Source organism: Micromonospora maris AB-18-032, from assembly GCF_000204155.1.
Classification (GTDB): Bacteria; Actinomycetota; Actinomycetes; order Mycobacteriales; family Micromonosporaceae; genus Micromonospora; species Micromonospora gifhornensis.
In genome coordinates this window covers 3,267,755-3,293,600 of the sequence record NC_015434.1, presented here as the reverse complement: position 1 = coordinate 3,293,600, position 25,846 = coordinate 3,267,755, and the positions used below count along the sequence as shown (strand labels likewise).

Below are 25,846 nucleotides of genomic sequence, written 5' to 3'. Positions count from 1 at the left end.
GGGTGAGAACGGCTCCGACGGTGCCCGCCGATGTTGCTGGAAGCCGACCGGATCGCGCCCGCCGAGGTACGCCACCGGCCCGCCGCCCGGCAGGTGCTCGCCGACACCCTCAGTCACCCCGACGCCCCGGCCACGATTCTCGCGCTCGCCGCCACCCTGGGGGTGACCCGAGGATGACCGCCCCCTTCCTGACCCTGGCCCAGGTCCTCAACCGGCTCACCCTGACCGCCCGCTGGACCCTGCGTGACCACCAGCCCGGCCCGGACGGCCGCTGCCCCCTCTGCCGCGTCCCGGATTGTGCCGTGGCCGCCGCCGCCCGCGACGTGCTCACCACGATCAAGCAGACCCGCTGGGTCCCGCCCAACCCTCCCTCCACCCCAGACGCCCTCTCCCCCACGCCCCCTTCCCGTCGATCATGGAGTTTCGGTCGGGACAAATAGTTGATATGCCACATTCCGGCGACCAAAACTCCATGATCGACGGGGCGATCGGGCGGGGCGATCGGGCGGGGCGATCGGGCGGGGCGATCGGGCGGGGCGATCGGGCGGGGCGATCGGGCGGGGCGAGTGGGTGGGGAAGGGGGTTACTTGGGGGCGGGGCCGTTGTCGACCAGGCGGAAGCGGGCGGTTACCGGGGCGTCGCCGGCCTCTTCGAGGATCAGGCCTCGGGTCGGGGAGTTCTGCAGGTACGCCGAGTTGCTGCTGATCAGGTACGTGCCTCCGGCGGCGGGGTCGAGAGAGAAACGCTGTCGGGGTTCGTCCTGGTCGCAGGGGACGCCTTCGACGCGCAGCGGCTGGCTGCCTGCCGAGCGGACCTCCCAGCAGGTGTCGGTCAGGTCGGTGTCGGGGTCGGCGGCGGTGCGGATCTGGTAGGTGCCGGGGCCCTGCGGCGTGATCACGAACAGCCGGCGGCCCTCGACGCCGTCGACCTCGGCCAGCCGGCCGTCGTCGAGCATCGACACCGCCGACTCGAACGCGTCGGTGCGCACGATGGCGACCTGGCGGGTGCCGGACAGCAGCCGATCGGTGCTCGGCGGCACGGCCGGCGAACTGGTGGACGAATCAGGTGAATCAGGCGACCCCGTGGACGAGTCGGGCGAGCCCGTGGGCGAGGTCGACGGGCGCGACGGATCGACGCTGGGGCTGGTGGACGGGCCGATGACGGTGGACGGACCGGCCGGGTCGATCGGCATCGACTGCGTGGAGCCGCCGAGGCGGGCCAGTGCGACGCCCGCGCCGAGCGCGACGACCGCGGTGGCGGCGAGCGCCACCGAGGCGGTCCGGCGGCGTCGGCGGCGGATTTCGCCGCGTCGCCGGATGTCGGTGGCGGCGGGGATCCGGCTGTCCTGCCCGCCGTCGCGCGCCAGTGCCCGTAGGGCGTCGTCGAGCTGGTTGTCGAAGCTCACGTGCTGCGCCCTCCGTCCATGTGGGGACTGCTCTCCTCGGTCAGATGGGCGGCCAGCGCCCGGCGGCCCCGGGCCAGCCGGGTCTTGACGGTGTTCTCGTTGCTGCCCACCTCGGTCGCGATCTCGGTGACGCTGAGGCCGACCAGATGGTGCAGCACCACCACCCGACGCTGCTCGGTGGGGATGCGCCGCAGCGCCGTCACCACCGCGACGTGGTCGACCGAGGTGGCCTCCACCTGCTGCCCGGTGGCGTCCCGCCGGTGGGCGCGCAGCCGGTTGACGGTCTTGCGCCAGGCGCTCACCGCCACCCGGTAGGCCACCCGGCGCACCCAGGCTTCCGGGCTGTCGCACTCGCGCACCGTCGCCCACCGGTCCCAGGCCCGGGCGTACGCCTCGGCCACCGCGTCCTCGGCCTCGGCCCGGTTGCCGATCATCGCGTACAGCTGTCCCAGCACCCGCTGCACGGACGCGGAGTAGAAGGCGTCGAACTCCGCAGCGTCACGCATCGATCAAAGTCTCCCACCCGACCCGGTTGAATCCGTCAACTGTCTGGTCACACTGGTGACCCGGCCGGGGGTGGACGGCCGGGTCACCGGGCCGGTCACGTGCGCGGGGCCGGGCCGGTGTCGTTGAACCGGAAGCTGCTGAACGGTGCGGCGTCACCCAACTCCTCCAGGATCAGCCCGGATCGTACCGAGTCTCGCAGGTACGCCCAGCGGTTGCTGATCACGTACTCACGGGGTCCACCACCCTCGGCGGCGGTGATGACGAACCGCTGTGCCGGGTCGTTCGCCCGGCAGGTGGCACCCCGCACGTACAGCGGTTGGGTGTTCTGCGGGTTGTGTGCCTGCCAGCAGATCGGCTTGCCGGTGCCGCCGCCGTAGTACGCCTTCATCAGGAACTCGCCCGAGCCGAGGGGGGTCGGCACGAACACCTGTCGACCCCGGTCGTCGTCGACCTCGGCCAGCCGGCCACCGTCGAGCAGGGACAGACCGCCCTCGAACGCGCCCACCCGTACGATCGTGACCCGGCGTTTGCCGGAGAGCACGGCGTCGATGCTCGGGGTCGGCTGCGGTGTCGGCCGCCCCTTGCCGGCACCGGGCGGCCGCAAGCCAGCCACCGGCGCCGCCGCAGCCGGCGCATCGACGGCCACCGCGCTCGGCGTCGGTGTGTCGTTTTCGGACGCCGACGCTACCCCGTACACGGTCGCGGCGACGCTTGTCAGCGCCACCAGGCTCGCTCCAGCGAGCCATCTACCCACCACCACGGTTCCTCCCGGCTGCCTCGCCTGTCGAGGCCATCTGCCCTGCCGGCGGCTGGTCCTCGGTCGTTCAGCCTGATGACGCGTAGCGCCGGCAGCGGGTTTCACCGATCCGCCGCATTTCTCGGCGGGCATTGCGGACACCCCTGCCGGCTGCTGACAGGACGGCCTCCGCCCCCACCCTTTCCCTGCCGTGACCGACGCAATACGGTGTGTGGCAGCGAGACACGCCAATATCGGGGGCCAGCATGGCGGAGTTCGACTACATCGTGGTGGGTGCGGGGTCGGCCGGCTGTGTGCTGGCGAACCGGCTGACCGAGGACCCGGGCACGCGGGTCCTGCTCATCGAGGCCGGCGGCTGGGACCGCAGCCCCTGGGTCCGCATTCCCAAGGGTTTCAGCCGGCTGATGGACGACCGACGCACCGCCTGGCACTACCCGGCGCAGGTCCGAGCGGGCCAGCAGGAGGTCTGGCAGCGCGGCCGGCTGGTCGGCGGGTCCAGCTCGATAAACGGCATGGTGTACGGCCGCGGCGACCGGCTCGACTACGACGAGTTGGAACGTCTCGGCAACCCCGGCTGGGGTTGGGACACCATGCTGCCGATCTTCAAGCGCCTGGAGGACAATCCGCTCGGCGCCTCGCAGGTGCGCGGCGTCGGCGGGCCGCTGCGCCTGTCCACCGCCACCGGCACCGACGAGATCAGCGAGAACGCCATCGCGGCCGGGGTGGAACTGGGCTGGCAGCGGGTGGACGACCTCAACGCCACCGACGACGAACGCATCGGCTACCTGATGGCGACCATCCGCGACGGTCGCCGCAGCAACGCCGCAGACGCCTTCCTGCATCCGGTCCGCAACCGACCCAACCTCACCGTCGTGGTCGACACCGTCGTGGTACGCATCCTGATCGAGAACGGTCAGGCGGTCGGGGTATGCACCCGCCAGGGCGGCCGGAGTGTCGAGCATCGGGCCGCCGCCGAGGTGGTCCTCGCCGCCGGGGCGATCGCCACCCCGCAGTTGTTGCAGGTCTCCGGCATCGGGCCGGCCGAGACCCTGCGCCGGGCCGGTGTCCCGGTGCTGGCGGACCGGCCGCGCGTCGGGGTCGGCATGCGCGAGCACCGCACCACGCCCATGCAGTTCCGGCTGGCGGGCCGGGCCGGCTACAACGCCCGCCTGAGCAGCCCACTCGGGCAGGCCCGCGAGATGCTGCGCTACCTGACCACTCGACGGGGGCTGCTCGCCCTACCGGTGTACGACGTCGGGGCGTACTTCCGCTCCGCGCCGGACGTCGGGCACCCCGACGCGCAGTTGCTGCTCGCGCCCTTCTCGGCAGCACCCCGACGCCCCGGACGGGCGATCGAGTTGGAGTCGGAGTCGGGGTTGATGGCCCAGGTCACGGTGACCCGGCCGGAGAGCGAAGGCAGCCTGGCAATCACCTCGGCGGACCCTGGCACCGCACCGGCAATCGTGGCGAACTACTTCACCGCCCCGCATGACCGTCGGGTCGCCGTCGGCGCGTTCCGGCGGGTGCGGGAGTTGTTCGGCACGGCACCGATCGCCAAGCGGATCGTCGCCGAGACGCTGCCCGGCCCGGCGGTACAGGACGACGAGGAGATCATCGAGGCGGGGCTCGCCCTCGGCTACTGCGGTTACCACGCGGTGGGCACCTGCGCGATGGGGCCGGGCGACGACTTCGTGGTGGACTCCCGGCTGCGGGTACGCGGTGTGGCAGGCCTACGCGTCGTGGACGCGTCGGTTCTGCCGATCCTCGTCTCGGGCTACCTCAACGCCCCGGTGATGGCGCTGGCCTGGCGCGCCGCCGACCTGATCCGCGCCGACCGCTGACCGCCCCCGCATCCGCTCATCTGATCCTGCTGATCACGTGACCACCTGGCGTGGCTGTCACCGGCGTTGACCGCGACACCATCCGTCGTTGACCGCGACACCATCCGTAGAGCATCCTAGGCAGATAGGTTGAAGAGGAACAGCTCGGCGCGCCTGAAGGCCCATGGCAGGTCAGTGGCGGAGAGTTACCAGGTGGTGCCTCGTGCTGCCGGCCCGGCCGCTCGGGCGGCATTCTCCGGCAGGGCTGTGACCTGCGTTACCAACGTCCGCAGCGGGAATCAGCTCGCCGGTCACGGGTTGCAGCCAGTTGTGACGATCACGCCGCTGACTGCCCTGACCGCCCGTTTCGTGGAGACGACCCGATGACCTCAGTCGACACGGCCACGGCACCGGCGCAGCCGGTGATGCCCGGCGACCTGATGACCCCTCGGCAGCGCCTGCGGCTGATCCTCGTCCTCGGCTCGCTGATCGCGGTGGGGCCGCTGACCATCGACATGTACCTGCCGGCGCTGCCCGCGATCGTCGACGACTTCGCGACAAGTTCGGCGGCGGTCCAGTTGACCCTCACCGGCACGCTTATCGGTCTCGCGTTGGGTCAGCTGCTGATCGGTCCCCTCTCCGACGCCGTCGGCCGCAGGGCACCGCTGATCGCCGGCACCGCACTGCACATCGTCGCCTCGGTGTGCTGCGCGCTCGCCCCGAACGTCACCGTGCTGGGGGCGCTGCGGGTCGTGCAGGGTCTCGGCGCGGCGGCCGCCGCCGTGATCGCCATGGCCGTGGTGCGTGACCTGTTCACCGGCATCGCATTCGCCCGGACGCTGTCCCGGCTGCTGCTGGTGATGGGTGCCGCGCCGGTGCTCGCCCCCACGCTCGGCAGCGAACTGCTGCGGTGGACGCAGTGGCGTGGCGTCTTCGCCGCGCTGGCCGTCTTCGGCGTACTGCTGATGCTCGTCGCCGTGTTGGGGCTGCCGGAGACGTTGCCGCCCGCGCAGCGGCAACGCGGCGGGCCGCTGCACATCGTGCGGCTCTACGGTGGACTGCTCCGCGACCGCGCCTTCGTCGGGTTGATCATGGTTGCCGGCCTGGCCATGGCGGCGCTGTTCGCCTACGTCGCCGGGTCCTCGTTCGTCATGCAGGAGCAGTACGGGCTGGACGAGCAGCAGTTCGGGCTCGCCTTCGGTGCCGGTGCCATCGGGCTGATCGCCGCCACCCAGGGCAACGTACGACTGCTGCGCCGCTACACCCCGCAGCGGATCCTGCTGGTCGCCCTGCTCGCGGGCACCGCTGCCGCTCTGGTGCTCGTCGCGCTCGCCCTGACCGGTTTCGGCGGGCTGCCGGCGCTGCTGGCCGCGCTGTGGTTGGTGCTGGCCGCGACCGGCCTCGCGCTGCCGAACGCGCCGGCGTTGGCGCTCAGCCGGCACGGCGAGGCGGCCGGCACCGCCTCCGCTCTGCTCGGCGCGGTGCAGTTCGGCGTCGGCGCGGTGGCCGCGCCGCTGGTCGGCGTGCTCGGCAACGGCGCGGTGGCGATGGCCGCGGTGATCGCCGGCGGCCTGGCCTCGGCACTGATCGCCCTGCTCGTCGTGGCCCGGCCCGACCAGCTCGCCGCGGTGGACGCGGAGCCGGTGGCCGTAGCGCTGCACTGACCATCAAGGCCGGGAAATGCGAAAAGCAGGAAGCGGATCGCTTCCTGCCACTCTTAACTTATAGCGCACAGGGGGTCTTGCGGCAAGACCCCGGTGATGGCGCAGACTCTGCGCCCGAGGCCACAAGCTGCGGAAATGGCAGCGCCTGCGGTGCAAGTGAAACCGCAGGAACTGGTGGCCGAATCCTTCACCGAATGGGCGGCGCATGTTTGACGTGATCGTTGTGGGCGGCGGACCGACCGGCCTGATGCTGGCCGCCGAGTTACGGCTGCACGGGGTGCAGGTCGTCGTACTGGAGAAGGATTCGGAGCCGACCAAGTTCGTCCGGTCGCTCGGCCTGCACGTACGCAGCATCGAGGTGTTGGACCAGCGCGGGCTGCTGGACACCTTCCTCGCGCACGGCCAGCGGTACCCGGTCGGCGGCTTCTTCGCCGGGATCGAGAAGCCGGCGCCGGAGCTGGACAGCGCGCACGCGTACGTGCTCGGCATTCCGCAGACCACCACCGACCGGCTGCTCGCCGAGCATGCGGTCGCGGTCGGCGCGGACCTGCGGCGCGGCTGCGAACTGGTCGGGTTGAGCCAGGACGAGGACGGCGTCACCGCCGAACTGGCCGACGGCACCCAGCTGCGCGCACGCTACCTGGTCGGCTGTGACGGCGGGCGCAGCACCGTACGCAATCTGCTCGGGGTTGGTTTTCCCGGCGAACCGAGCCGGGTCGACACCCTGCTGGGTGAGATGGAGGCGGATGCCCCGCTGGACACGATCGTCGCCATGGTCACCGAGATCCGCAAGACCCAGAAACGGTTCGGTCTCGGGCCCCTCGGCAACGGGGTCTACCGGGTCATCGTGCCCGCCGAGAAAGTGGCAGTCGACCGGACCGTCGCGCCGACGCTCGACGAGTTCAAACAGCAACTGCGGGCGTACGCGGGCACCGACTTCGGTGTGCACTCACCGCGCTGGCTGTCTCGCTTCGGCGACGCCACCCGGCTGGCCGAGCGTTACCGGGTGGACCGGGTGCTGTTGGCCGGCGACGCTGCGCACATCCACCCGCCGACCGGCGGGCAGGGCCTCAACCTCGGCATCCAGGACGCGGTAAACCTCGGCTGGAAGCTGGCCGCCGAGGTCAACGGGTGGGCCCCGGAAGGGCTGCTGGACAGCTACCACACCGAACGGCATCCGGTCGCCGCGGACGTGCTGGACAACACCCGGGCGCAGATGGAGTTGCTCTCCACCGAGCCGGGCCCGCAGTCGCTGCGCCGACTGCTGTCGGAGCTGATGGACTTCGAGGAGGTCAACCGGTACCTGACCGAGAAGATCACCGCGATCGGCGTCCGGTACGACTTCGGCGCAGGGCACGACCTGCTGGGCCGGCGGATGCGGGACGTGCCGCTGGGCCGGGGACGCCTCTACGAGCTGACCCGGACCGGTCGTGGGCTGCTGCTCGACCAGACCGGCCGGCTCTCGGTCGCCGGCTGGGCCGACCGGGTCGACCACGTCGTGGACACCAGTGGCGAGCTGGACGTAACCGCGGTCCTGCTGCGGCCCGACGGCCACATCGCCTGGGCCGGTGCCGATCAGCAGGAGTTGCGGGGCCAGCTACCGCGCTGGTTCGGCGACCCGACCGATTGACGTGATGTGCGAGCATCGCGCGCATGTCTGAGCTGACGGTGCGATCGATGACCGAGGCCGAGTTCGACCGGTGGCGGGCCGGCATTGTGCGGGCCTTCGCGGACGCGCAGGTGGCGGCCGGCAACTGGCCCGCCGAGGAGGCCCAGGAACTGGCCCAGCAGGGCAACGACGCCCTGCTGCCGGCGGGTTTCGGCACCCCCGGGATGCTGTTCCTCACCGGTGAACTCCGCGACGGGACACCGATCGGGGTGTTGTGGATCGGCCTCACCCATCCGCGTGGCGTCCCGGACTGCGCGTTCCTCTACGACATCGAGATCGGCGCGGACCACCGTGGGGCGGGCTACGGGCGGGCGCTGCTCGCCGCCGGTGAGGACGCGGTTCGCCGGCACGGCGTCGGTGCCATCGAACTCAACGTCTTCGGTGACAATGCCCGCGCCGTCGGGCTGTACGGCAGTTCGGGATACCGGGTGGTCACACAGCAGATGCGGAAGACCCTGGTGGCGCAGCAGTGAGGTGAACGGGTGCTACTGGTTTGACAACGGCAGCAGTGGGCAGGACCAGCCTCATGCTGGTTGACCTGATGGGACGCATGGACGACACGCTGACGCTCGCGATCCAGGGCTACGGATGGCTGCCCAACCGCCTGCGCCACAGCCCGCAGGACGTGGTGCGGACCCGTCTGCTCGGTCAGACCACGGTGGCGCTGCGCGGGCCCGACGCCGCCCGGTTCTTCTACGACGAGCAGCACATCCGCCGGCACGGCGCCATTCCCGAGCCGCTGCGCGGCACACTGTTCGGCAAGGGCGCCGTACACACCCTCGACGGCGAGCCGCACCGGGTGCGCAAGGCGATGTTCACCGCGCTACTGATGAACGGCGGCTACGACGGCCTGGTGGAGCGGGCCGAGACGGCGTGGGACGCGGCCACGCGATCCTGGGCGGGGCGGCAGGTGGTGTTGTTCGACGAGACGGCCCCCGTGTTGGCCCGCGCGGTCTGCGAGTGGACTGGCATCCCGGTGCAGCCGCAGGACCTTCCGGCACTCGCGGCCGACCTGGTCGCGATGGTCGACGGCTTCGCCACTGCCGGGCCCCGGCACTGGCGGGCCCGCCGGGCGCGGGGACGTCGGGAGCGCTGGCTGGCCGACATCGTCACCCAGGTCCGGCGGGGTGAGCTTGACGTGCCGCCGGGCGCGGCGCTGGCCGCGGTGGCCGCGCACCGGGACAGCGACGGTGAGCTGCTCGACCCGCAGATCGCCGCGGTGGAACTGCTCAACATCATCCGACCGACGGTCGCGGTGACCTGGTTCGTGACCTTCGCCGGGCACGCCCTGCACCGCTGGCCCGAGCACCGGGGCCGGCTCCGACAGGGCGACGCGGTCTTCGCCGAGGCGTTCGCCCACGAGGTGCGCCGCTTCTACCCGTTCGCGCCCTTCATCGGCGGTCGGGCCAGGACCGACCTGACCTGGCGGGGCACCGACATCCCGGCCGGCGCGATCGTCCTGCTCGACCTGTACGGCCAGAACCACGACGCGCGACTCTGGCCGGACCCGTACCGGTTCGACCCGGACCGCTTCGTCGGTCGGGAGATCGGTGCCTTCGACCTCGTACCGCAGGGCGGCGGCGACCCGCGGACCGGCCACCGCTGCCCCGGTGAGCAGATCACCGTCGCGCTGCTGAAGGCCCTGGCCGTACGGCTCGCCCGCCTCGACCACCAGGTGCCCGCCCAGGACCTGGACATTCCGCTGCACCGCATCCCGACCCGGCCGGTCAGCGGCCTGGTGATGGCCGTGCCCGCCCGCAGCGCCGCGCCGCTGAGCACCCACTGACCAGTTCCTTCCGGCACCGCGTCTGAGGATGGACAGCTGGATCCGCGACGGCAAGCAGACGTGAGGCCGCCCCCGCCGGATTCGGCGGGGGCGGCCTCACATGCGTGTCGGCAGCGGGGTCAGGACACCGAGGCGGGGAACCTTTCCCAGACCCGGTGGTGGGTCATCAGTTGCCGGACAGCGTCGAAGACGTCGTCGCCGGAGTCGCCGGTGACCACACCCGGACTGGCGGTGACACCGGCCTGCTCCAGGACGGTGACGCCGGCACCCCAGGCGCCGATCGCCTTGGCGTGCCGCCAGACCTCCTCGACCAGGAGCAGCACCCGGGGGTCGACGGTGGCGGAGTCGGCCGCGCCGGCCTTGGCGTCCCGGGCGGGCAGCGCGTCGGGGGCCGGTGGCGGTGCGGCGGCGAGCAGGAGCGCGTCGAACTCGACCGAACGGCCGGTGGCGAAGGTGCGCTGCACCGGCAGATCGCCGATCATGCCGCCGTGCCCGACGATCAGCAGCGGCACCATGTCCGCGGCGAAGACGGCGCGACGCACCTGGTGAATGGTGTCGAGGTCGCTGTCGTCGGTCACCACGATGCCGATCGTCCGGCCGTCGACCGGCCACTGCCGGCCCACCTGCGAGAGCGCGGGGCTGGGCTCGACGTCGGCCAGCGGTACGGTCGGCTTCGGCGCGGGCAGTCCCAGGCCGGTGGCGACCTGGGCGCAGAGCACCGGGTCGATGTTGGCCAGGCATTGCAGTTGCCGTTCCTTGATCGCCTGGTGGTAGCACTTGCCCAGCTCGAAGGTGTAGGCCCGGATGATGTGTTCCTGCTCGACCGGGGACATGCTCAACCAGAAGAGTCGGGCCTGGCTGAAGTGATCGTCGAAGGACGCCGGGCTCTGCCGGACCTTGGGAGCCTGGGCCACCTGGACGGGTACGTCGATGAACGGGTGGTCGTCGTCGCCGGCCGGGAACGGGTTGCCGCCGTCGAGGGAGTTCGGCCGGTACGGTGCCACCCCGGCGTGAATGGCGTGCTGGTGGAAGCCGTCACGCAGCATGTCGTTGACCGCGGCGTGCGGCCGGTTGATCGGGATCTGCGAGAAGTTCGGCCCGGCCAGCCGGGTCAGCTGCGTGTCGACGTACGAGAAGAGGCGGCCCTGCAACAGCGGATCGTTCGTGACGTCGATGCCCGGTGGCAGGTGGCCGACGTGGAAGGCGACCTGTTCGGTCTCGGCGAAGAAGTTCGTGGGCGTGCGGTTGAGCACCAGCTTGCCGATGGGCTGCACCGGCGCGAGCTCCTCCGGCACGATCTTGGTCGGGTCGAGCAGGTCGATGCCGGCGAACGTCTCCTCCGGGGTGTCGGGGAAGACCTGGATGCCGAGTTCCCACTCGGGGAACGCGCCGGCCTCGATGGCGTCGTAGAGGTCACGGCGGTGGAAGTCCGGGTCGATGCCGTTGAGCAGCTGCGCCTCCTCCCAGACCAGGGAGTGCACACCCAGCTTCGGCTTCCAGTGGAACTTCACCAAGGCCGTCTCCCCCGCCGCGTTGACCATGCGGAAGGTGTGGACGCCGAAGCCCTCCATGGTCCGGTACGAGCGCGGGATGCCCCGGTCGGACATGTTCCACATGGTGTGGTGCTGTGCCTCGGTGTGCAGGGAGACGAAGTCCCAGAAGGTGTCGTGGGCGCTCTGCGCCTGCGGGATCTCCCGGTCCGGGTGCGGTTTGGCGGCGTGGATGATGTCGGGGAACTTGATGGCGTCCTGGATGAAGAAGACCGGCATGTTGTTGGCGACCAGGTCGAAGGTGCCCTCGTCGGTGTAGAACTTGGTGGCGAAGCCACGGGTGTCGCGTACCGTGTCGGCCGAACCGCGCGAGCCGAGCACGGTGGAGAAGCGGACGAAGACCTCGGTCTCGCGGCCCTTGCGCAGGAAGCCGGCCCGGGTGACGTTCTCGGCGGTGCCGTACGCGGTGAACAGCCCGTGCGCGCCGGCGCCCCGGGCGTGCACGACCCGCTCCGGGATGCGCTCGTGGTCGAAGTGGGTGATCTTCTCCCGCAGGTGATGGTCCTGGAGCAGGACGGGCCCGCGGGGCCCCGCCTTCAGCGAGTGGTCGGTGTCGCGCAGCCGCGCCCCCTGCGCGGTGGTGAGGAAGGCACCCTGCTGGCCCTTTGCCGTCGGCGGCGTGCCGGTCTTCGCGCCGGTGGGCGTACGGGTCTGCGGGGCGCCCTGCTCGGGCTTGGGTGGCAGCGGGTCGTGCGGGGTGGTCGGCTCCGCCAGGGACGGCGGGGCGCTGCCCGGCGCACCGGGCACCTGCGGGGTCAGCGCCTCGGTGACCTTCTCCGCCGCGGATTCCACGACGTCCTTGACCGCCTTGGCGGGGTTACGCGATTCCATCTCTGCAGGTACCTCCCTGGAGCACAACGACCGGACTCCAGGGGCGGTACCCTGGCCAGGGAGAACAAAACGGGCCGAAGGCACTCGACGCCGCCGAATCGATCACACCTGCCGGATCGGGCATCTGACGGCGGAGGAGATCAGCGCGGTGACAGACTCAGCTGATCGAAATAGGTCTTCATGGCCGGGTAGTAGTCGTCGAACGACGGCATCGTCGTGTCGTTGTGGACGGCGAGCAGCCGATCCAGGTAGTACTCCCAGCCGGGCCCGATCTCGCCGATGCCCTCGACCGTGTCCAGGTGCTGGACGAAGCGCAGTTCCGTCCGCTCCCCGTGCGGGGTGAGCTGCACCTCCCACCGCCAGGCACCGGCTTCGTCCTGGCTGGAGAGGGCGAGTCGGCGGGGCGGCTCGCAGGCGTCGATCCGTAGCTCGGACCACGGCTGCCCCTCCTCGAAGGCCATCTGCACCCGGATGCTGCGCCCGGGCGCGGCGTGGCCGTCCCAGCGGCCGTACCAGCGGGCCGTGCGATCAGGTTCGGTCAGGCTGGCCCAGACGTCCTCGACGGGGGCGCGAAATTCGCGGGTGATGACCAGGTCGGTCCCGCGGTCGGCGCCGAAGAGGCGTCCGGTCGGTGTGGGTGTCACGCTGTCCGCTCCTCGCGGGAGTTGGGCGAGCGGCCGGTGCGGCGCTCGCGGCGGGTACGGTGAACTTCGGTCTCCAGCGCGTCGAACCGGCGCTCCCAGCGCTCGGGCTGCGCGAACTGCGACAGCCATCGATTCAGCTCGTCGAAGCGTGTCGCGTCCAACTCGTAGCGACGCTCGCGGCCGACCAGGGTGTCGCGCACCAGGCCGCTCTCGCGCAGGACGCGCAGGTGGCGACTGACCGCGGGTCGGCTGATCTCGAAGTGCTCGGCGATCCGGCCGGCGGTGAGCCGGCGTTCCCGCAGCAGTTCGAGGATCCGCCGGCGCACCGGATCGGCGATGGCGGCGGCTACCTTGTCCACCACAAAAGCGTAACTGATGGGTTACGGGTTTTCCAGCGGAACACCGGGCCGCTCAGATGGTGATGACCACCTTCGCCCGGGCGTGTTCGCCTTCTAGGTAGCCGATGGCCTGGGGCACCTCGTGCAGCGGGTAGGTCCGGTCGATGACCGGGGCGAGCCGGCCTGCCTCGACGTACGCGCGGAGGGTGTCGAGGTGGGCACGGCTGGGTGTCGCGGTGAGGATGGCGATGCGCTGCCCGACGACCGGAGCCAGCAGCCGCCCCCGGGTCAGCAACCAGACCGGCCCGAGCAGGCTGCCCCGACGGTGGACACCGCCGCCGGAGAGCACAAGCGTCCCGGTCGGGGTCACCGCGCGCCGCAGCGCGGTCAGTGAGCGGTTGCCGACCAGGTCGAACACCAGGTCGTGGCGGCGGCCGTCGCGGGTGAAGTCGTCGCGGGTGTAGTCGACCACGTGGTCGGCGCCGAGGGAACGGACCAGGTCGACGTTGCGGGTGCTGCACACCGCCGTCACGGTCGCACTGAGGGCCTTGGCCAGTTGCACGGCCAGGGTGCCGACGCCGCCGGAGGCGCCGTTGACGAGGACCCGCTGACCCGGCTCGACCCGTCCGACGTCGGACAGTCCCATGAGGGCGGTCACCCCGGCCAGCGGCAGGGCAGCAGCCTGCTGCGGGGTCAGGTTCGTCGGCGCGGGCGCGACCAGGGCCTCCGGTACGCAGACGTACTCGGCGAACGCGCCGTTGGCGTCGCCGAGGTCACCGAAGACGGCGTCGCCGGGGCGCACCTGGTGGACGTCGGGACCGACGGCGCTGACCCGGCCGGCGAAGTCGCGACCACGGATGCGGGCCCGAGGCTTCGCGGGGCCGAAGGCCAGTCGGGACATCCAGGGGTCGCCGCGCACGATGTGCCAGTCGTACGCGTTGAGCGCGGCGGCCTCGACGCGCACGAGCACCTCGCCGGCGGCGGGCACCGGCACGTCGACGTCGGCGAGTCGCAGTGTCTCGGGCGGGCCGTACCGGTCCTGGACGATCGCTCTCATCGCGCTTCCTCCTCTACAGCGGGTGTACGGCGTACACCACTGCGACCTACGGTAGGTGTACGCCGTACACCTGTCAAGGCGGTTATGGTTTTCCCGGCACCCGGAAGACGAGGATCACGATGGCTGAGCAGGCAGGAACGGCCCGGCGGACGCCGCTGAGCAGGGAGCGGATCCTGCGTACCGCGATCGCGCTCGCCGACGCCGCCGGGATCGGGTCGCTCAGCATGCGCAACCTCGCCCAGGAACTGGGTGTGGTGCCCATGGCGCTCTACAAGCACGTGGCCAACAAGGACGAACTACTCGACGCGATGATCGACATGGTGGTCGGCGAGATCGACACGCCGATGCCCGACACCGAGTGGAAGCAGGCCATCCGGGGACGGATCCTGTCGGCCCGCTCGGCGTTGCAACGCCATCCCTGGGCGGCGCTCGCGATCGAGTCCCGGAACATGGCGACCCCGGCGATCCTGGGCTACCTCGACTCGGTGGTCGCCACCCTGCGATCCGGCGGGCTCTCCGCCGACCTCGCCCACCACGTCATGCACGCGATGGGTAGCCGGGTGCTCGGCTTCAGCCAGGAACTGTTCGACACCACCCGCGACGCCGGCCGGTCCGGCCCGAGCACCGCGCCGCAGCCGGCCGCCATGCCACCGGAGGTCGCGGCCCGGTTCCCGCACCTCGCGGAGATCGCCACGGCGGCGTCCCACGACGACGCGTCGGTGGTGGGATCCGGCTGCGACGACCAGTTCGAGTTCGAGTTCGCGCTGGACCTGCTGCTCGACGGCATCGAACGGTTGCAGCAGCAGGGATGGACGTCAGCACATCGCTGAGGACGGTCGGTGCCGGCCGCGGCGCTCAGTCCGGCTGTGGTGGTCAGTCCCGGCTGTGGTGGTCAGTCCGGCTCGGGTAGCCGCCCCTCGGCGCGCAGTCGGGCGAAGTGCGCCTCGGGTGGCGGCTCGGGGTCCGGATCGGAGGGACGTGGCCGCTCGGGCCCGTCGGCGGCGAAGCGCAGCAGCGTCTCCACGCGGATGACCCGGAGCCGACGGCCGCGCACACTCACCTCGTCGGCGCGGCTGGCTTCCAGGTCGTCGGCGGCGCGGCGGTACTCGGCGGCCGCCGCCTCGCCGGGGTTGGCGATGCGCGGGGTCAGCCACCGGAAGTCGAAGAGGATCAGCTCGCGGGCCTGCTGCGGGGTGGCCACCGCCCGGCTCGACGGCTGCCAGACGCCGGCCACCTGCTCGGCCACGGCGTAGCGGGTGGGCAGCAGCACGCCGTTGGGATGTGAGCGTACGGCGGCGACACTGTCGGCGTACGCGGCCGGCGACACCTCCGCCTTCGGGTAGCGGGCGGGCAGCAGCTCGACCTTCAACACCGCTGCGCCGACGCCGGTGGGTGCGGCCGGATCGGCGATCAGGTCGGCCCCGCCCAGGAAGCTGTCACAGGTGTCGGCCTGGCGTGGATCCAGGTCGGTGGGGCGTGGCGGCTCCGGCCCGGCCGGACCGAACCGGGCGAAGGTGTCGGCCCGGATCACCCGGTGCCGGCGCCCGCCGACGGTCACCTCGTCGACCTTCTGCCAGTCCAACACCTCACCCACCGCCGCCAACTCGGCGACCAGGTCGGCGTCGGTGGCGGTGACGAGTCGTTCGCGCAGCCGGTGGGCCAGGGCGTCGCGGGCGGCCTGCGGAGTGTCCTCGACGAGACCGTGGATCCGCCACCGCCCGCCACCGAGATCGATCGCGTGACCGAACAGCGGAGCGCCGATGCGCAGGATCGGGTACGCCTCGGCGCGTTGCACGGCGTCGTGGTCGGTCACCACGGCGACCGGATCGTCCAGGCGCCGGAACCGGATCACCACCCCCGGAAACTGCTCTGCGTCATCCACACATGGCATTCTGTGACCGCCCGGATCGACACGCCAGACCGCCACGCGCGACACGGCGACCGATCTCCCCGACGGGTTGGCGGAACAGGCCCCACTGCTCCTGATCGATCAGCTTCGCAGGGCGTCGACCAGGGTGTCGACGAGCGCGGCGGCGTAGCGGCCGTCCGGGTCGAGGTCCGGGTCGTAGATCGTCACCTCAAGGCCGACACAGGCTGGGTTCGCGAGCAGCGGACGGAGCAGTTCCACCAGATGCGGATGGTCCAAGCCGCCGGGGTCGGGCGCGTCGGCGGCCGGCATCACCGCAGGGTCGAGCACATCGGCGTCGAGGTGTACGAAGTAGCCGTCGCAGCCGGCAAGTCCCTGTGCCACACGATCGCCGACCAGGACAGGGCCCTCGGCGATGATCTCGGGCGCGGTATGCACCGTGATGCCCAGACCACGCACCTCGTGGAGATGGTCGTCGTAGTCGCGGACGCCCAGGACAACCAGATCGTCCTCACGGCAGTACGGCGCAAGCCCGTCGATGTCGGCAATGTCCGGCTGACCCCGGCCGGTGACGATGGCGGTACCCTCGCCTGCGGACGCCCCCACATACGTGCTGTTGCCGGTATGACGGAAGTCAATCGAACCGTCAAGGTAGGCGATGCCGTAGCGGCCACGTCGGCGTAGCGCGAGCGCGGCCCCGAAAAGGATCGAACAGTCACCGCCCAACAGCATCAGGAAGCCCGCGTTGTCGAGGACCACGTTCACCCGCTCCGCGAGTCGGCGCGTGTACGTCGCGAGGGCGTCGGCGTTGAGTACACCGTCCCCCGGCCGCCAGCCACGGATGTCGTAGCGCGGCGGGACGACCACGCCACCGTCGTGCGCCCCGAGCCGGTCGAGCAGACGCTGATCGCGAAGCGCACCGGCCAGCTTGTAACACCCGGGGACGAGACCAGGGGCCGGGGCACGCAACCCGAGATTGGACGGGGCGTCAAGAACCGTGATCGATCGCATCGATCCAGCGTAGAGCGACATCCGGGCACCCACGGTACGCGAACATCTGCCGCGAATCGCTCGCTGGGGCCGCCAGCCCGCCATCATCGCGGATTACGCCATCCTGCCGACGCACCCTTGAGCGGCCGGACCACCGCCAGCGCGGTCAGCACGAACCCGAGCATTCCGGCCAGTCCCCATGGCTGGTGGTCGGTGCTCGCCGTCACCCGGCTCGTCGCCCCGGCGGTGACGATGTCGCCATGGATCTGGTAGGTGCCGACGGCGAAGGCCGGCAGGGTGACCGGTACGCGAACCTCCCGTTCCTCCCCAGCGGCGAATTCGTCCGGTTCGGGTGGGGTGACGAAGCCGGTCGGGTCCGGGCCTCGACCGACGCTGAACGACCAGGCCACGTTCACCGGTGCGGGCTGCTCGTTGCGCAGTCGCAGCACGAGCGTCCGGCGGGCGGGCGCGCCGAAATGGGCGGTCCACCCGTCGGCGCGCTCCAGATGCGCCGCGAGGACGGTCGGGGGCCGGGTGGCCGCCTGCCGGACGGTGTCATCGACCGGTGCGGGTGCCCCGGTGACGACCAGCGGCGCGGTGGCCGACAGCGAGTTGTCCAGTGTGGTCACCCGCACCTGGCAGGGACAACCGCCGGGTGGTGCCACGACGGTCAGCGGCGTCCCACCGGCGCCGCCAGCGGGCAGGTGGATCTGCGCCGAACTGTCCACCGCGCAGCGTGTCGGCGTGCCCGCGCCACACAGCTCGATGCGGACCGTGCCGCCGGGCCAGCCGGTGAGCCGGACCAGCACCTGCTCCCCCGGCTTCGCCTCGGCCCGGTCCACGCCGACCTGAGGGCCGGGATCCGGGGCACCGGCCAGGGCGAGCGCGGCGACCAGGGCGAGAGCAGAAATCGAGAGCCTCACGTCTCGACCGTCGGCGGTCGACGCCGCGCCGAGCGCAGCCGGATGACCAGCAGCCAGCCGAGACCGGTGAGCAGGACGGCGGCCCAGACCCACGGTACGGCCCAGGTGCCGGCGGTACGGCGCACCGTGGGCAGGATCTGGTCGGGGGTGGCCGGGTCGACCACCACGGCGGCGGTCAGCCGACCGGCGGGTACCACACCGTTGATCTGTTCGGTGATGGTGATCGCCGCGCCGGGCAGCAGTTCGGGCACGTCGACGGGTTCGGTGCGGGCCAGCCGAATGCCGAACGGGGCGGTCAGGCGTACCTGGGCGGTGCCGGTCAGCCGGGTGTTGCCGGTGTTGCGCAACCGGTAGCTGACCACGACCGGGCCGGTGCCGAACGGGTTGAGCGGGTTGTCGTAGCCGATCCGCATCGCCTCGACCTGGAGGCCGGGACGGACCGGACCGGCCACCCGCAGGTACATCCGGGCCGCGACCCGGCGGTCCAGGTTGACCTGTCCCCCGTCGCCGGCGGACTGCACCTGGGCAACCGAGGCGACCACACCGCCGGCATGGTCGCCCGGCGTGGCGTTGGCCGGCACGGTGAGCTGGAACGGCACGATCACCTGTTCCCCGGCGGGCACCCGGTAGGTCCGTTCGGCGAAGGTGGTCCAGGCGCCCACGTCGGTGGCGGGGCGGCTGGCCGGTTGCAGGGCGAACCCGCCGTCGGTGGTGGTGAACGCGTCCGCGCCGTACACCGCGAAGGTCATCGCGCGCTCGCTCAGGTTGGTGATGGCGACCCGGTCGTCGATGCGTTGGCCGGGCTCGGCGTCGTGGACGAAGTAGCTGCGCCCGGTGGGTCCGGACGGGCCAGAGGGCTGCACCGCCCAGGTGAAGCCGGTGGCGCTCGGGGTCGGGGTAGGGGCCGGCGCGGCGGTGAGAGCGGCCGCCGGGCCTACGGTCAGGACGGTGGCGAGCACGGTGAGGACCGCGGTCGCGGCGACCAGGTGCGGGAAAGGGCACCTCGTCATCGATCTGCGCACAACAAGATGCCCTTTCACGCGTCAGGACAGGGTCAGGGTGAGGGTGGCGGTGTAGCCGCCCGGCACGGCGGCGGGCGGGACCCCGAGGCGCAGGTCGGCACCACACTGGAAGCTGCCGGCGCTGGTCCCGGCCGGGGCGGCGCACAGCGTACGGGCGCTGCCCAGGCCGTCACCCGGGGTGGCCGGGGCGCCGGGGTTGACCACGCCGGCCGCACCCACCAGGGTGTCGGCGAGCACGGACGCGTGCGGCGTCCAGCCGAGGTTCTCGGCGGCGATGGTGCCGCCGAGCGCGCTGGTGAACTCCTCCACCTGACCGACGACGTTCCAGCCGGCATTGGTGCCGCGCAGGTCGCTGACCGTCACCGCGTTGAGGGAGCTGTCGGCGAAGGCACCCGGGTGCACGGCGGGCAGCGCGACGCTGTTGCCCGAAGCGGTGAGCGTCAGCGGGCCGGACTGGAGCACCTCGGCGGTGATCTCCTGCTCGGCACCGCTCGGGCCACCCGTACCGCCGAAGGTGATCGGGGTGAAGGTGTCCTGGCTGCGGTCGCTGGAGGCGTGCGCCGCGAACGTCATCACGTAGCACTGGATCGCGGTGCAGTCGACGGTGTTGCCGTTGCCGTCGGTGTAGGTCGGCACCAGGTCCAGGGTGGTGGAGAAGCTGCCGTCGGCGGGCAGCCGCACCTGGGCGGCGGATGACGAGGCGTTCTTGTGCACCCACTTGACCGGCTTGTAGGGACGCGAGTTCGTCCAGTAATTCTCGCCCTTGGGACCGAAGGCCAGGTAGAACCCGACACCACCGTTGGCCTCCGGGTCGAACCCGGTGCCGGTGACGGTGACGGTGGCTCCCTCGGGGTCGAGGGCGGCGGACGGGCTCACCGTGACCGACGGGGCGGCGGGAGCACCGCCGCCGCCGGCGGCAGTGGTGAGGGTGAACGACGCCGGATCGAGCACCGTGCCGGCGGTAAAGAAGCCGGAGAACGCGCTGGCTCCGGTCTCAGTGAGCGTGGTGGTGAGGTTGCTCCAGGAGACCGTGCCGCCGGAGACCGACGGGCTGGCCGTGGCGAGGGTGGCGATGGCCGCCTGCTCGATGCGTACCGGCTCGAAGCCGCCGCCGCTGGTCTGCAGGTCGACGTCGGCGAGCAGGGAACCACCGGTGCCGTCGAGGACCACCGTCGGGTTGGCCAGGGTGATGGTGAAGAAGTGCGCGGGGTACGAGAACACCACCGTGCCGCCGTAGTTCACCGTGGTCGCTCCGGTGGCGCTGTCGTACGTGCCGCCGGTGGCCGGGAACTTGAAGGTGCCGTCGGCGTTGCGGGTCGCCCCGTCGGTGACCGCGATCGGCGGGTTGCCGTTGCCGGTCGACACGTACGCGCGGAACGAACTCTTGAAACCCCAGTCGAGGCTTCCCCCGGTGACGTCGGCGGGCGCCGCCGTCGCGGGGACCACCACGGCCAGTGAGGCGGCGGCGCCGAGCACGGCAGCCGTCACCCACCGGTACGACCGGCGGCGCACGCCGCCTGGTCTGGGTACGGACATGTGTCTTCCTCTCAGAAGGGGGTTGGCGGCCTTAGGTTAGGCTCTCCTAACTTCTTCGAAAATCCGCCGAACACCCTCTTGCGCCACAGGCAAGATCGACTTAGGTTAGCCTAACCATACATGGAGGTTAGTCATGCCTGCCCGCCTAGCCGCTGCCCTGGTCAGCGCGATGCTGCTGGCCCTCGGCGCCCTCGCCACCCCCGCGTACGCCAACACGGTCGGCAAGGGACCCAACGGTCAACGACTCTCCGTCAGCAAGACGACCGGGATCCCGCTCGGCGGCACCACCGTCACCGTCACCGGTTCCGGCTACGACACCACCAAGGGGATCTACATCGCGTACTGCGTCGACAACGGGGCGGGCGTGGCACCCTCACCGTGCGGCGGTGGCGTCGACACCACCGGTTCCACCGGCGCCTCGCACTGGATCTCCTCCAACCCGCCCTCGTACGCCGAAGGGCTGACCGTCCCGTACGGCGCGGGCGGATCGTTCACCGTGCAGGTGAAGATCACCTCGAAGATCGGTGACGTGGACTGCACCACCAGTCGTTGCGTGGTGGCCAGCCGCAACGACCACACCCGCGCCTCGGACCGGTCCCAGGACGTCAAGGTGCCGGTAACCTTCGTCACCCCGGCCGCCCCGAGCGCACCCGCTGCCGCCCCGGCCGCACCCGCTCCCGCCACGCCCACGAACACCTCCGCCGCGACCACACCGGCCGCCACCGGCTCGGCACCCGCAGCCATCGTCGGCTCGGCTGCCGCTGCCGGGGCCACCGACGCCGCCGGTGGCGAGGCCGCGCCGGCACCCGGCGCCGAACAGCCCCTGCTCACCACGCAGGTCAGCGACAGCACCGGCGCGGGACGCTGGTTCACCCCGGTCCTGGCGGGACTTGCCGTGCTGCTGGTCGTCGTGGTGGCGCTGCGGATGCGGGGCCGACGCCGGGAACAGCGATGAGAAGGTGCCTGACGCTGCTGATGCTGCCCGCGCTGCTCGGCCTCACCGCCTGTGCGCCCGCTGCCTCGACGGCGGCCCCGACGACGGGCTGCGGACCGACCACGGCCGTGGTCACCGACGTGGACATCGAGCCGATCGGCGCCGATCCCGGCAGCACCCTGCCGGCCACGGTCACCTCGGCCGACGGCTCCAGCGTGACGGTCACCGACGCCAGCCGCATCCTGCCGGTCAACCTCTACGGTTCGATCGCCGAAATCGTGTTCAGCCTCGGGCTCGGTGACCGGGTGATCGGCCGGGACACCTCCACCACCTTTCCCGCCGCCGGCGACCTGCCCGTGGTCACCCCGGCCGGACACGACCTGTCCACCGAGGCCGTCCTGCGCCTGGACCCCAGCGTCGTACTCGCCGACGACAGCATCGGCCCGCCCGAGGTGCTCGCCCAGCTGCGGCGGGCCGGCATCCCCGTGGTCCTCGTTGACGACGAACAGAGCCTCGCCGCCATCAGCCGCAACATCCGGACCATCGCCGCCGCGCTCGGCGTACCGGAAGCCGGGGAACAGCTGGTGGCCCGGGTGGAGGGCGACATCGCCGCCGCCCGCCGAGCCGCCCCACCCGACACGGCACCACTGCGCATCGCGTTCCTGTACGTCCGCGGCACCGCGGGGGTCTACCTGATCGGCGGCAGGGGCGCCGGGTCCGACGAGATGGTCCGCGCCATCGGCGCCACCGACGCCGGCACCGAGATCGGGCTGTCCAACTTCCGGCCGCTGACCAGTGAAGGGCTGATCAACGCGGCGCCCGACGTGATCCTGGTGATGACCGAGGGACTGGCGTCGGTCAAGGGCGTCGACGGGCTGCTTTCCCTGCCCGGCGTGGCCCAGACCCCGGCCGGTCAGCACCGCCGCATCGTGGACATGGACGACGGGCTGCTGCTCACCTTCGGTGCGCGTACCGGTCGGGCCATCCGGGCGTTGGCCGACGCGGTCTACGGATCATGCGCGTGAGACGGGCCGCCCTCGTCGCCGGCCTCGCGGTGACCCTGCTGCTGCTCTGCCTCGTCGCCGCCGGCACCGGGCAGGTCCGGGTCCCCCCGGCGGAGGTGCTCGGCTCGATCCTGCACCGCATCGGCCTCGACATCGGACCGACGCCGAGCGTCACCCACGGCGAGAGCGCGCTGTGGGTGGTGCGCTTCCCCCGGGTCGTCCTCGCCGTGATCGTCGGAGCCGCGCTCGGCTGTGCCGGTGCGCTGATGCAGGGCGTCTTCGGCAATCCCCTGGCCGAGCCCGGCGTCATCGGCGTCTCCTCCGGCGCGGCGGTCGGCGCGGCCACGGTCATCGTCACCGGGGCGGCCACGTTCGGCGGCTGGACGGTGGCGGCCGGTGCGTTCCTGGGCGGTCTCGCCGCCACCGGCCTGGTCTACTCGATGTCGCGCGTCGGCGGGCGGACCGAGGTGGTCACCCTGGTGCTGACCGGCATCGCGGTCAACGCGGTGGCCGGCGCGCTGATCGGCCTGCTGATGTTCTTCGGCGATGCGGACGCGGTGCGGGCCATCGCGTTCTGGCAACTCGGCAGCCTGGCGCAGGCGAACTGGGCGGCGGTGGCGGTCACCGCCCCGTGCGCAGCGGTCGGCATCGCGATCGCCGTCGCCGCCGCCCGCCGCCTCGACCTGCTCGCCCTCGGCGACCGGTCGGCCCGGCACCTCGGTGTCCACGTCGAACGACTGCGGCTGGGAATGGTCGCGGTGACCGCCCTGCTCGGCGCCGCCGCCGTGGCCTTCACCGGCGTGATCTCCTTCGTCGGCCTGGTCGTGCCGCACCTGGTCCGGATGGTCGCCGGCCCGGGTCACCGGCTGTTGCTGCCGGCCAGTGCCCTGGGCGGGGCCATCGTGGTGGTGGCCGGGGATCTGGCTGCCCGCACCCTGGTCGACTACCAGGAACTGCCGCTGGGCGTGTTGACCGCCGTGGTGGGCGGACCGTGCTTCTTCTGGTTGCTGCGTCGGACCCGGGCCCGAGCGGGAGGTTGGGGATGAAGTGGACCGATGTCGACCCGGACCGGGTGGGCCTGCGGGTCGAGCGCCTGGGCATCCGGCGTGACGCTCGGCCGATCCTGTCCGACGTGTCCCTCTCGGTTCGTACCGGCGAACTGCTGGCGCTGGTCGGTCCCAACGGTGCCGGCAAGAGCACCCTGCTCGCCGCGATCTGCGGTGACCTGGCTCCCGCCGCCGGCACCATCGAGTTCGCCGGCCGGCCGCTGACCCGTTGGGCGCCGGTCGAGCTGGCCCGACTGCGCGCCATGCTGCCGCAGCGCGCCACCATGTCGTTCCCGTTCACCGTGGCCGAGGTCGTGGCGATGGGACGTGCCCCGTGGGCCGGCACCCGGCTCGCCGCCAAGGACGACGACGCGGTGGCCGAGGCGTTGCGGCTGACCGGGATGCAGGCGTTCGCCGGCCGGGTGTTCTCGGCGCTGTCCGGTGGTGAACAGGCCCGCGTGGCACTGGCCCGGGTGCTCGCCCAGCGCACCCCGATGCTGCTGCTGGACGAGCCCACCGCCGCGCTGGACCTGCATCACCAGGAGTTGGTGCTCCGGCTGGCCCGCGACCGGGCCCAGCAGGGTGGCAGCGTCGTGATCGTGCTGCACGACCTGGGCCTGGCGGCGGCGTACGCGGACCGGATCGCGTTGCTGGCCGGTGGCCGGCTGGTCGCCGACGGGCCGCCGGACGCGGTGCTCACCGCCGACCGGCTCAGTGAGGTCTATCAGCACGAGGTCGAGGTGCTGCCCCACCCGCACACCGGTGTCCCGCTGGTGCTGCCAGTACGCCCCTGACCAGCCGGGCTGGTCAGGGGCGTCAGGTCAGGTTCCCGCCGAGGCCGGTCGGGTTCAGCTGGCTTCCGGGCGGGGGGTGCGGCCCAGCGCGGCGCACGCCTCGCGGTACATCCGGGCGGCCTCGGCACGGATCTGTCGGCGTTCGGCGATACGGCTGGAGAACGGGACGCGCACCGGCACCTCGACGCCGTCCACGACGGCCAGGAACTCCATCGCGTCGGCGTCCATGCCGGACATGGCGGCCGCGGTGGCCGTCGGCTGGCTGCCCAGCCCCTGGCAGATCACCCGGCAGTCGTCGGCGTGGTCGGTGTTCATGTGTCGCATCACCGCCGCGACGACTTCCGGCGGGAACGGGTTCGCGGCGCTCACGCCGCACTCTCCTGCGTCACGGCCCGCCCCAGGTCGTCGAGCATGGCGGTGTTCAGCCGGTAGGCGTACGACACCTCGTCGAGGAAACGTTGCCGCTCGACGGCGTCCCAGGGCGCCGCGTCGAGCAGCTCCCGGTACTGCTGCTTGAAGGCACGCGCGTCCAGGCCGGGGAAGAGGAAGAACTGCACCCCGTCGGTGTCGAAGCCGAAGGTGCGGTGCAGCGCCCGGGCCATCACCTGACCACCGGAGAGGTCACCCAGGTATCGGGTGTAGTGGTGGGCGACGAAACCGGCCGGCCAGGAGAAGGCCACCTCGCGCAGACGCGCCCGGTACTCGTCGGTGGCGGCGCTCGGGACGATCGGACCGGTCCAGTCCGGACCGTGCAGGAAGGAGAGATCATCGACGATGCGCGGCAGTCGACGCAGCTCGTCGACGACGAACGGGCCGGCCACCGGATCGTCGCGCATCGTGTCGGCGGCCTCTTCCAAGGTCTGGTAGACCACGTGCAGCTGTTCGAGCAGCGCGGCGTACCCGGCCCGGTCCAGATGTCCCGACAACAACGCGTCGAAGTACGTCACACTCTGCGCGGCCCGATGGTCCGCCCTGGTCAGCTCTCGCACCTCTGCGGCGAACCCCATAAGCACCTCCAAGTTAGGTAAGCCTAACCTATCATGATCAAGCTTTCCTGTGGAGATGGCCGAAAGTGCCAGCCCGCGCACCCCACCAGGGGATACCCGCCGAACCGAACCGGCCACCGGCGTGGCGACGCGCAGGAGCGTTGACACCGCACAGACGTCATGGTGTGCTCGGACTGCGCGCGCAAACGACAATCGTTTCCATTAAGCGAGGAGAAGCATGTCTCTCACCGTGTCACCTGACCTCCTGCGAGCCGCCGAGTCGGGGCCCGTCACCGACGAGGAGTTCATCGCCTGCGTCCGCGAATCGCTGCCGTACGCCTGGCAGACCGTCAGCCGGGTGGCCGCGGAGCTGGCCACCTCGGACGTCGAGTTCTCCGACAACGTGATCGCGCCACCCGGTGACGCAGAACGGGGCCAACTGCTGCGCGCCATGGCCAGCGACGCGATCCGCGCCGGCCTGGAGCGGCACTTCGGGGTGAAGCTGGCCTTCCAGAACTGCCATCGGGTCGCGGCGTTCCGCACCGCGGCCGTCGACTCCGACACCTACCGTCGCTTCGTCTCCGCTCGTGGCCAACTGCTCAACCAGTCTCCGGAGCTGCGCAACTGCTGAGACGCGGGTCCCGGACCCCGGCGGGCGGGCGTGCGCCCCACGGGCGCCAGCCCCCGTCCCGCCCGCCGGGGCACCCGGTCGGTGA

General features: G+C 71.6%; 27 protein-coding genes. 13 read left to right on the top strand and 14 right to left on the bottom strand.

Annotated elements, in window-relative coordinates:
• Positions 1–30 precede the first annotated feature (30 nt).
• A complete protein-coding gene (locus VAB18032_RS32115) occupies positions 31–177 on the top strand; it encodes a hypothetical protein (protein WP_013733624.1) in 147 nt (48 codons plus the stop codon).
• Entirely contained in the window at positions 174–440 is a 267-nt protein-coding gene (locus tag VAB18032_RS30765; RefSeq protein WP_013733623.1) for a hypothetical protein, read from the top strand. The genes VAB18032_RS32115 and VAB18032_RS30765 overlap by 4 nt, the downstream gene beginning before the upstream one ends.
• Before the next feature lie 143 nt (positions 441–583).
• Here the strand turns inward: VAB18032_RS30765 and VAB18032_RS14590 are convergent, their stop codons facing one another.
• From VAB18032_RS14590 to VAB18032_RS14580, 3 genes are all read right to left on the bottom strand, one after another.
• Positions 584–1,405, bottom strand: a complete 822-nt coding sequence (locus tag VAB18032_RS14590) for an RICIN domain-containing protein (protein ID WP_013733622.1) — start codon at positions 1,403–1,405, stop codon at positions 584–586.
• A complete protein-coding gene (locus VAB18032_RS14585) occupies positions 1,402–1,911 on the bottom strand; it encodes a sigma-70 family RNA polymerase sigma factor (protein WP_013733621.1) in 510 nt (169 codons plus the stop codon). The genes VAB18032_RS14590 and VAB18032_RS14585 overlap by 4 nt, the downstream gene beginning before the upstream one ends.
• Positions 1,912–2,006: 95 nt before the next feature.
• Positions 2,007–2,672 (bottom strand): hypothetical protein, encoded by a 666-nt coding sequence (locus tag VAB18032_RS14580; protein ID WP_148272279.1) that lies wholly within the window; start codon positions 2,670–2,672, stop codon positions 2,007–2,009.
• Between the two features lie 242 nt (positions 2,673–2,914).
• Here VAB18032_RS14580 and VAB18032_RS14575 point away from each other — a divergent pair, with 242 nt between their 5' ends.
• The 5 genes from VAB18032_RS14575 (at position 2,915) to VAB18032_RS14555 (ending at position 9,608) form a co-directional block, all read left to right on the top strand.
• Positions 2,915–4,510, top strand: coding sequence for a GMC family oxidoreductase (locus VAB18032_RS14575; protein ID WP_013733619.1), 1,596 nt, complete (start codon positions 2,915–2,917; stop codon positions 4,508–4,510).
• A gap of 362 nt (positions 4,511–4,872) precedes the next feature.
• Positions 4,873–6,153: a multidrug effflux MFS transporter gene (locus VAB18032_RS14570; RefSeq protein WP_013733618.1), complete on the top strand. Its 1,281-nt coding sequence runs from the start codon at positions 4,873–4,875 to the stop codon at positions 6,151–6,153.
• A 205-nt stretch (positions 6,154–6,358) separates the two neighbouring features.
• Entirely contained in the window at positions 6,359–7,783 is a 1,425-nt protein-coding gene (gene rox / locus VAB18032_RS14565) for a rifampin monooxygenase (protein ID WP_013733617.1), read from the top strand.
• A gap of 23 nt (positions 7,784–7,806) precedes the next feature.
• Positions 7,807–8,295, top strand: coding sequence for a GNAT family N-acetyltransferase (locus tag VAB18032_RS14560; RefSeq protein ID WP_013733616.1), 489 nt, complete (start codon positions 7,807–7,809; stop codon positions 8,293–8,295).
• A 53-nt stretch (positions 8,296–8,348) separates the two neighbouring features.
• Entirely contained in the window at positions 8,349–9,608 is a 1,260-nt protein-coding gene (locus VAB18032_RS14555; protein ID WP_013733615.1) for a cytochrome P450, read from the top strand.
• 119 nt (positions 9,609–9,727) lie between these two features.
• On the opposite strand, the gene VAB18032_RS14550 is transcribed toward VAB18032_RS14555, so the two are convergent.
• From VAB18032_RS14550 to VAB18032_RS14535, 4 genes are all read right to left on the bottom strand, one after another.
• Entirely contained in the window at positions 9,728–11,989 is a 2,262-nt protein-coding gene (locus tag VAB18032_RS14550; protein ID WP_013733614.1) for a catalase, read from the bottom strand.
• A 140-nt stretch (positions 11,990–12,129) separates the two neighbouring features.
• Positions 12,130–12,633: an SRPBCC family protein gene (locus tag VAB18032_RS14545; protein ID WP_013733613.1), complete on the bottom strand. Its 504-nt coding sequence runs from the start codon at positions 12,631–12,633 to the stop codon at positions 12,130–12,132.
• The gene (locus VAB18032_RS14540; protein ID WP_043720718.1) at positions 12,630–12,992 is read right to left on the bottom strand and encodes a metalloregulator ArsR/SmtB family transcription factor; all 363 of its coding nucleotides are present in this window, start codon (positions 12,990–12,992) and stop codon (positions 12,630–12,632) included. The genes VAB18032_RS14545 and VAB18032_RS14540 overlap by 4 nt, the downstream gene beginning before the upstream one ends.
• A 52-nt stretch (positions 12,993–13,044) precedes the next feature.
• A complete protein-coding gene (locus VAB18032_RS14535) occupies positions 13,045–14,028 on the bottom strand; it encodes an NAD(P)-dependent alcohol dehydrogenase (protein ID WP_013733611.1) in 984 nt (327 codons plus the stop codon).
• A 119-nt stretch (positions 14,029–14,147) separates the two neighbouring features.
• Between VAB18032_RS14535 and VAB18032_RS14530 the strand changes: the two genes are divergently transcribed.
• A complete protein-coding gene (locus VAB18032_RS14530; protein WP_013733610.1) occupies positions 14,148–14,858 on the top strand; it encodes a TetR/AcrR family transcriptional regulator in 711 nt (236 codons plus the stop codon).
• A 62-nt stretch (positions 14,859–14,920) separates the two neighbouring features.
• On the opposite strand, the gene VAB18032_RS14525 is transcribed toward VAB18032_RS14530, so the two are convergent.
• The 5 genes from VAB18032_RS14525 to VAB18032_RS14505 all read right to left on the bottom strand — a co-directional run bounded on the left by VAB18032_RS14525 (position 14,921) and on the right by VAB18032_RS14505 (position 20,366).
• Entirely contained in the window at positions 14,921–15,919 is a 999-nt protein-coding gene (locus VAB18032_RS14525) for a DUF5954 family protein (RefSeq protein WP_043720713.1), read from the bottom strand.
• Positions 15,920–16,018: 99 nt separating this feature from the next.
• The gene (locus VAB18032_RS14520; RefSeq protein ID WP_232510803.1) at positions 16,019–16,939 is read right to left on the bottom strand and encodes an arginase family protein; all 921 of its coding nucleotides are present in this window, start codon (positions 16,937–16,939) and stop codon (positions 16,019–16,021) included.
• 50 nt (positions 16,940–16,989) lie between these two features.
• Positions 16,990–17,808 (bottom strand): hypothetical protein, encoded by an 819-nt coding sequence (locus VAB18032_RS14515; protein WP_013733607.1) that lies wholly within the window; start codon positions 17,806–17,808, stop codon positions 16,990–16,992.
• Complete coding sequence (locus VAB18032_RS14510) at positions 17,805–18,818, bottom strand: WxL protein peptidoglycan domain-containing protein (protein WP_013733606.1); 1,014 nt, start codon at positions 18,816–18,818, stop codon at positions 17,805–17,807. The genes VAB18032_RS14515 and VAB18032_RS14510 overlap by 4 nt, the downstream gene beginning before the upstream one ends.
• A 33-nt stretch (positions 18,819–18,851) precedes the next feature.
• Positions 18,852–20,366 (bottom strand): HtaA domain-containing protein, encoded by a 1,515-nt coding sequence (locus VAB18032_RS14505; RefSeq protein ID WP_013733605.1) that lies wholly within the window; start codon positions 20,364–20,366, stop codon positions 18,852–18,854.
• Between the two features lie 133 nt (positions 20,367–20,499).
• Between VAB18032_RS14505 and VAB18032_RS14500 the strand changes: the two genes are divergently transcribed.
• From VAB18032_RS14500 to VAB18032_RS14485, 4 genes are read left to right on the top strand one after another with little or no spacing between them, the layout of a single operon-like run.
• Positions 20,500–21,321: a hypothetical protein gene (locus VAB18032_RS14500; RefSeq protein WP_013733604.1), complete on the top strand. Its 822-nt coding sequence runs from the start codon at positions 20,500–20,502 to the stop codon at positions 21,319–21,321.
• Positions 21,318–22,325: a heme/hemin ABC transporter substrate-binding protein gene (locus VAB18032_RS14495; protein ID WP_043720709.1), complete on the top strand. Its 1,008-nt coding sequence runs from the start codon at positions 21,318–21,320 to the stop codon at positions 22,323–22,325. Before VAB18032_RS14500 ends, VAB18032_RS14495 begins: the two co-directional genes overlap by 4 nt.
• Entirely contained in the window at positions 22,322–23,350 is a 1,029-nt protein-coding gene (locus tag VAB18032_RS14490; RefSeq protein ID WP_013733602.1) for a FecCD family ABC transporter permease, read from the top strand. The genes VAB18032_RS14495 and VAB18032_RS14490 overlap by 4 nt, the downstream gene beginning before the upstream one ends.
• Positions 23,347–24,144, top strand: a complete 798-nt coding sequence (locus VAB18032_RS14485; RefSeq protein ID WP_013733601.1) for a heme ABC transporter ATP-binding protein — start codon at positions 23,347–23,349, stop codon at positions 24,142–24,144. The genes VAB18032_RS14490 and VAB18032_RS14485 overlap by 4 nt, the downstream gene beginning before the upstream one ends.
• A gap of 54 nt (positions 24,145–24,198) precedes the next feature.
• Here the strand turns inward: VAB18032_RS14485 and VAB18032_RS14480 are convergent, their stop codons facing one another.
• Both VAB18032_RS14480 and VAB18032_RS14475 read right to left on the bottom strand, forming a co-directional pair.
• Positions 24,199–24,513, bottom strand: a complete 315-nt coding sequence (locus tag VAB18032_RS14480; protein ID WP_013733600.1) for a DUF2470 domain-containing protein — start codon at positions 24,511–24,513, stop codon at positions 24,199–24,201.
• On the bottom strand, positions 24,510–25,151 hold the full coding sequence (locus tag VAB18032_RS14475) for a biliverdin-producing heme oxygenase (RefSeq protein ID WP_013733599.1): 642 nt from the start codon (positions 25,149–25,151) through the stop codon (positions 24,510–24,512). The genes VAB18032_RS14480 and VAB18032_RS14475 overlap by 4 nt, the downstream gene beginning before the upstream one ends.
• Positions 25,152–25,368: 217 nt before the next feature.
• On the opposite strand from VAB18032_RS14475, the gene VAB18032_RS14470 reads away from it, so the two are divergent.
• Positions 25,369–25,761 (top strand): SCO5389 family protein, encoded by a 393-nt coding sequence (locus VAB18032_RS14470; RefSeq protein ID WP_013733598.1) that lies wholly within the window; start codon positions 25,369–25,371, stop codon positions 25,759–25,761.
• Positions 25,762–25,846: the final 85 nt, after the last annotated feature.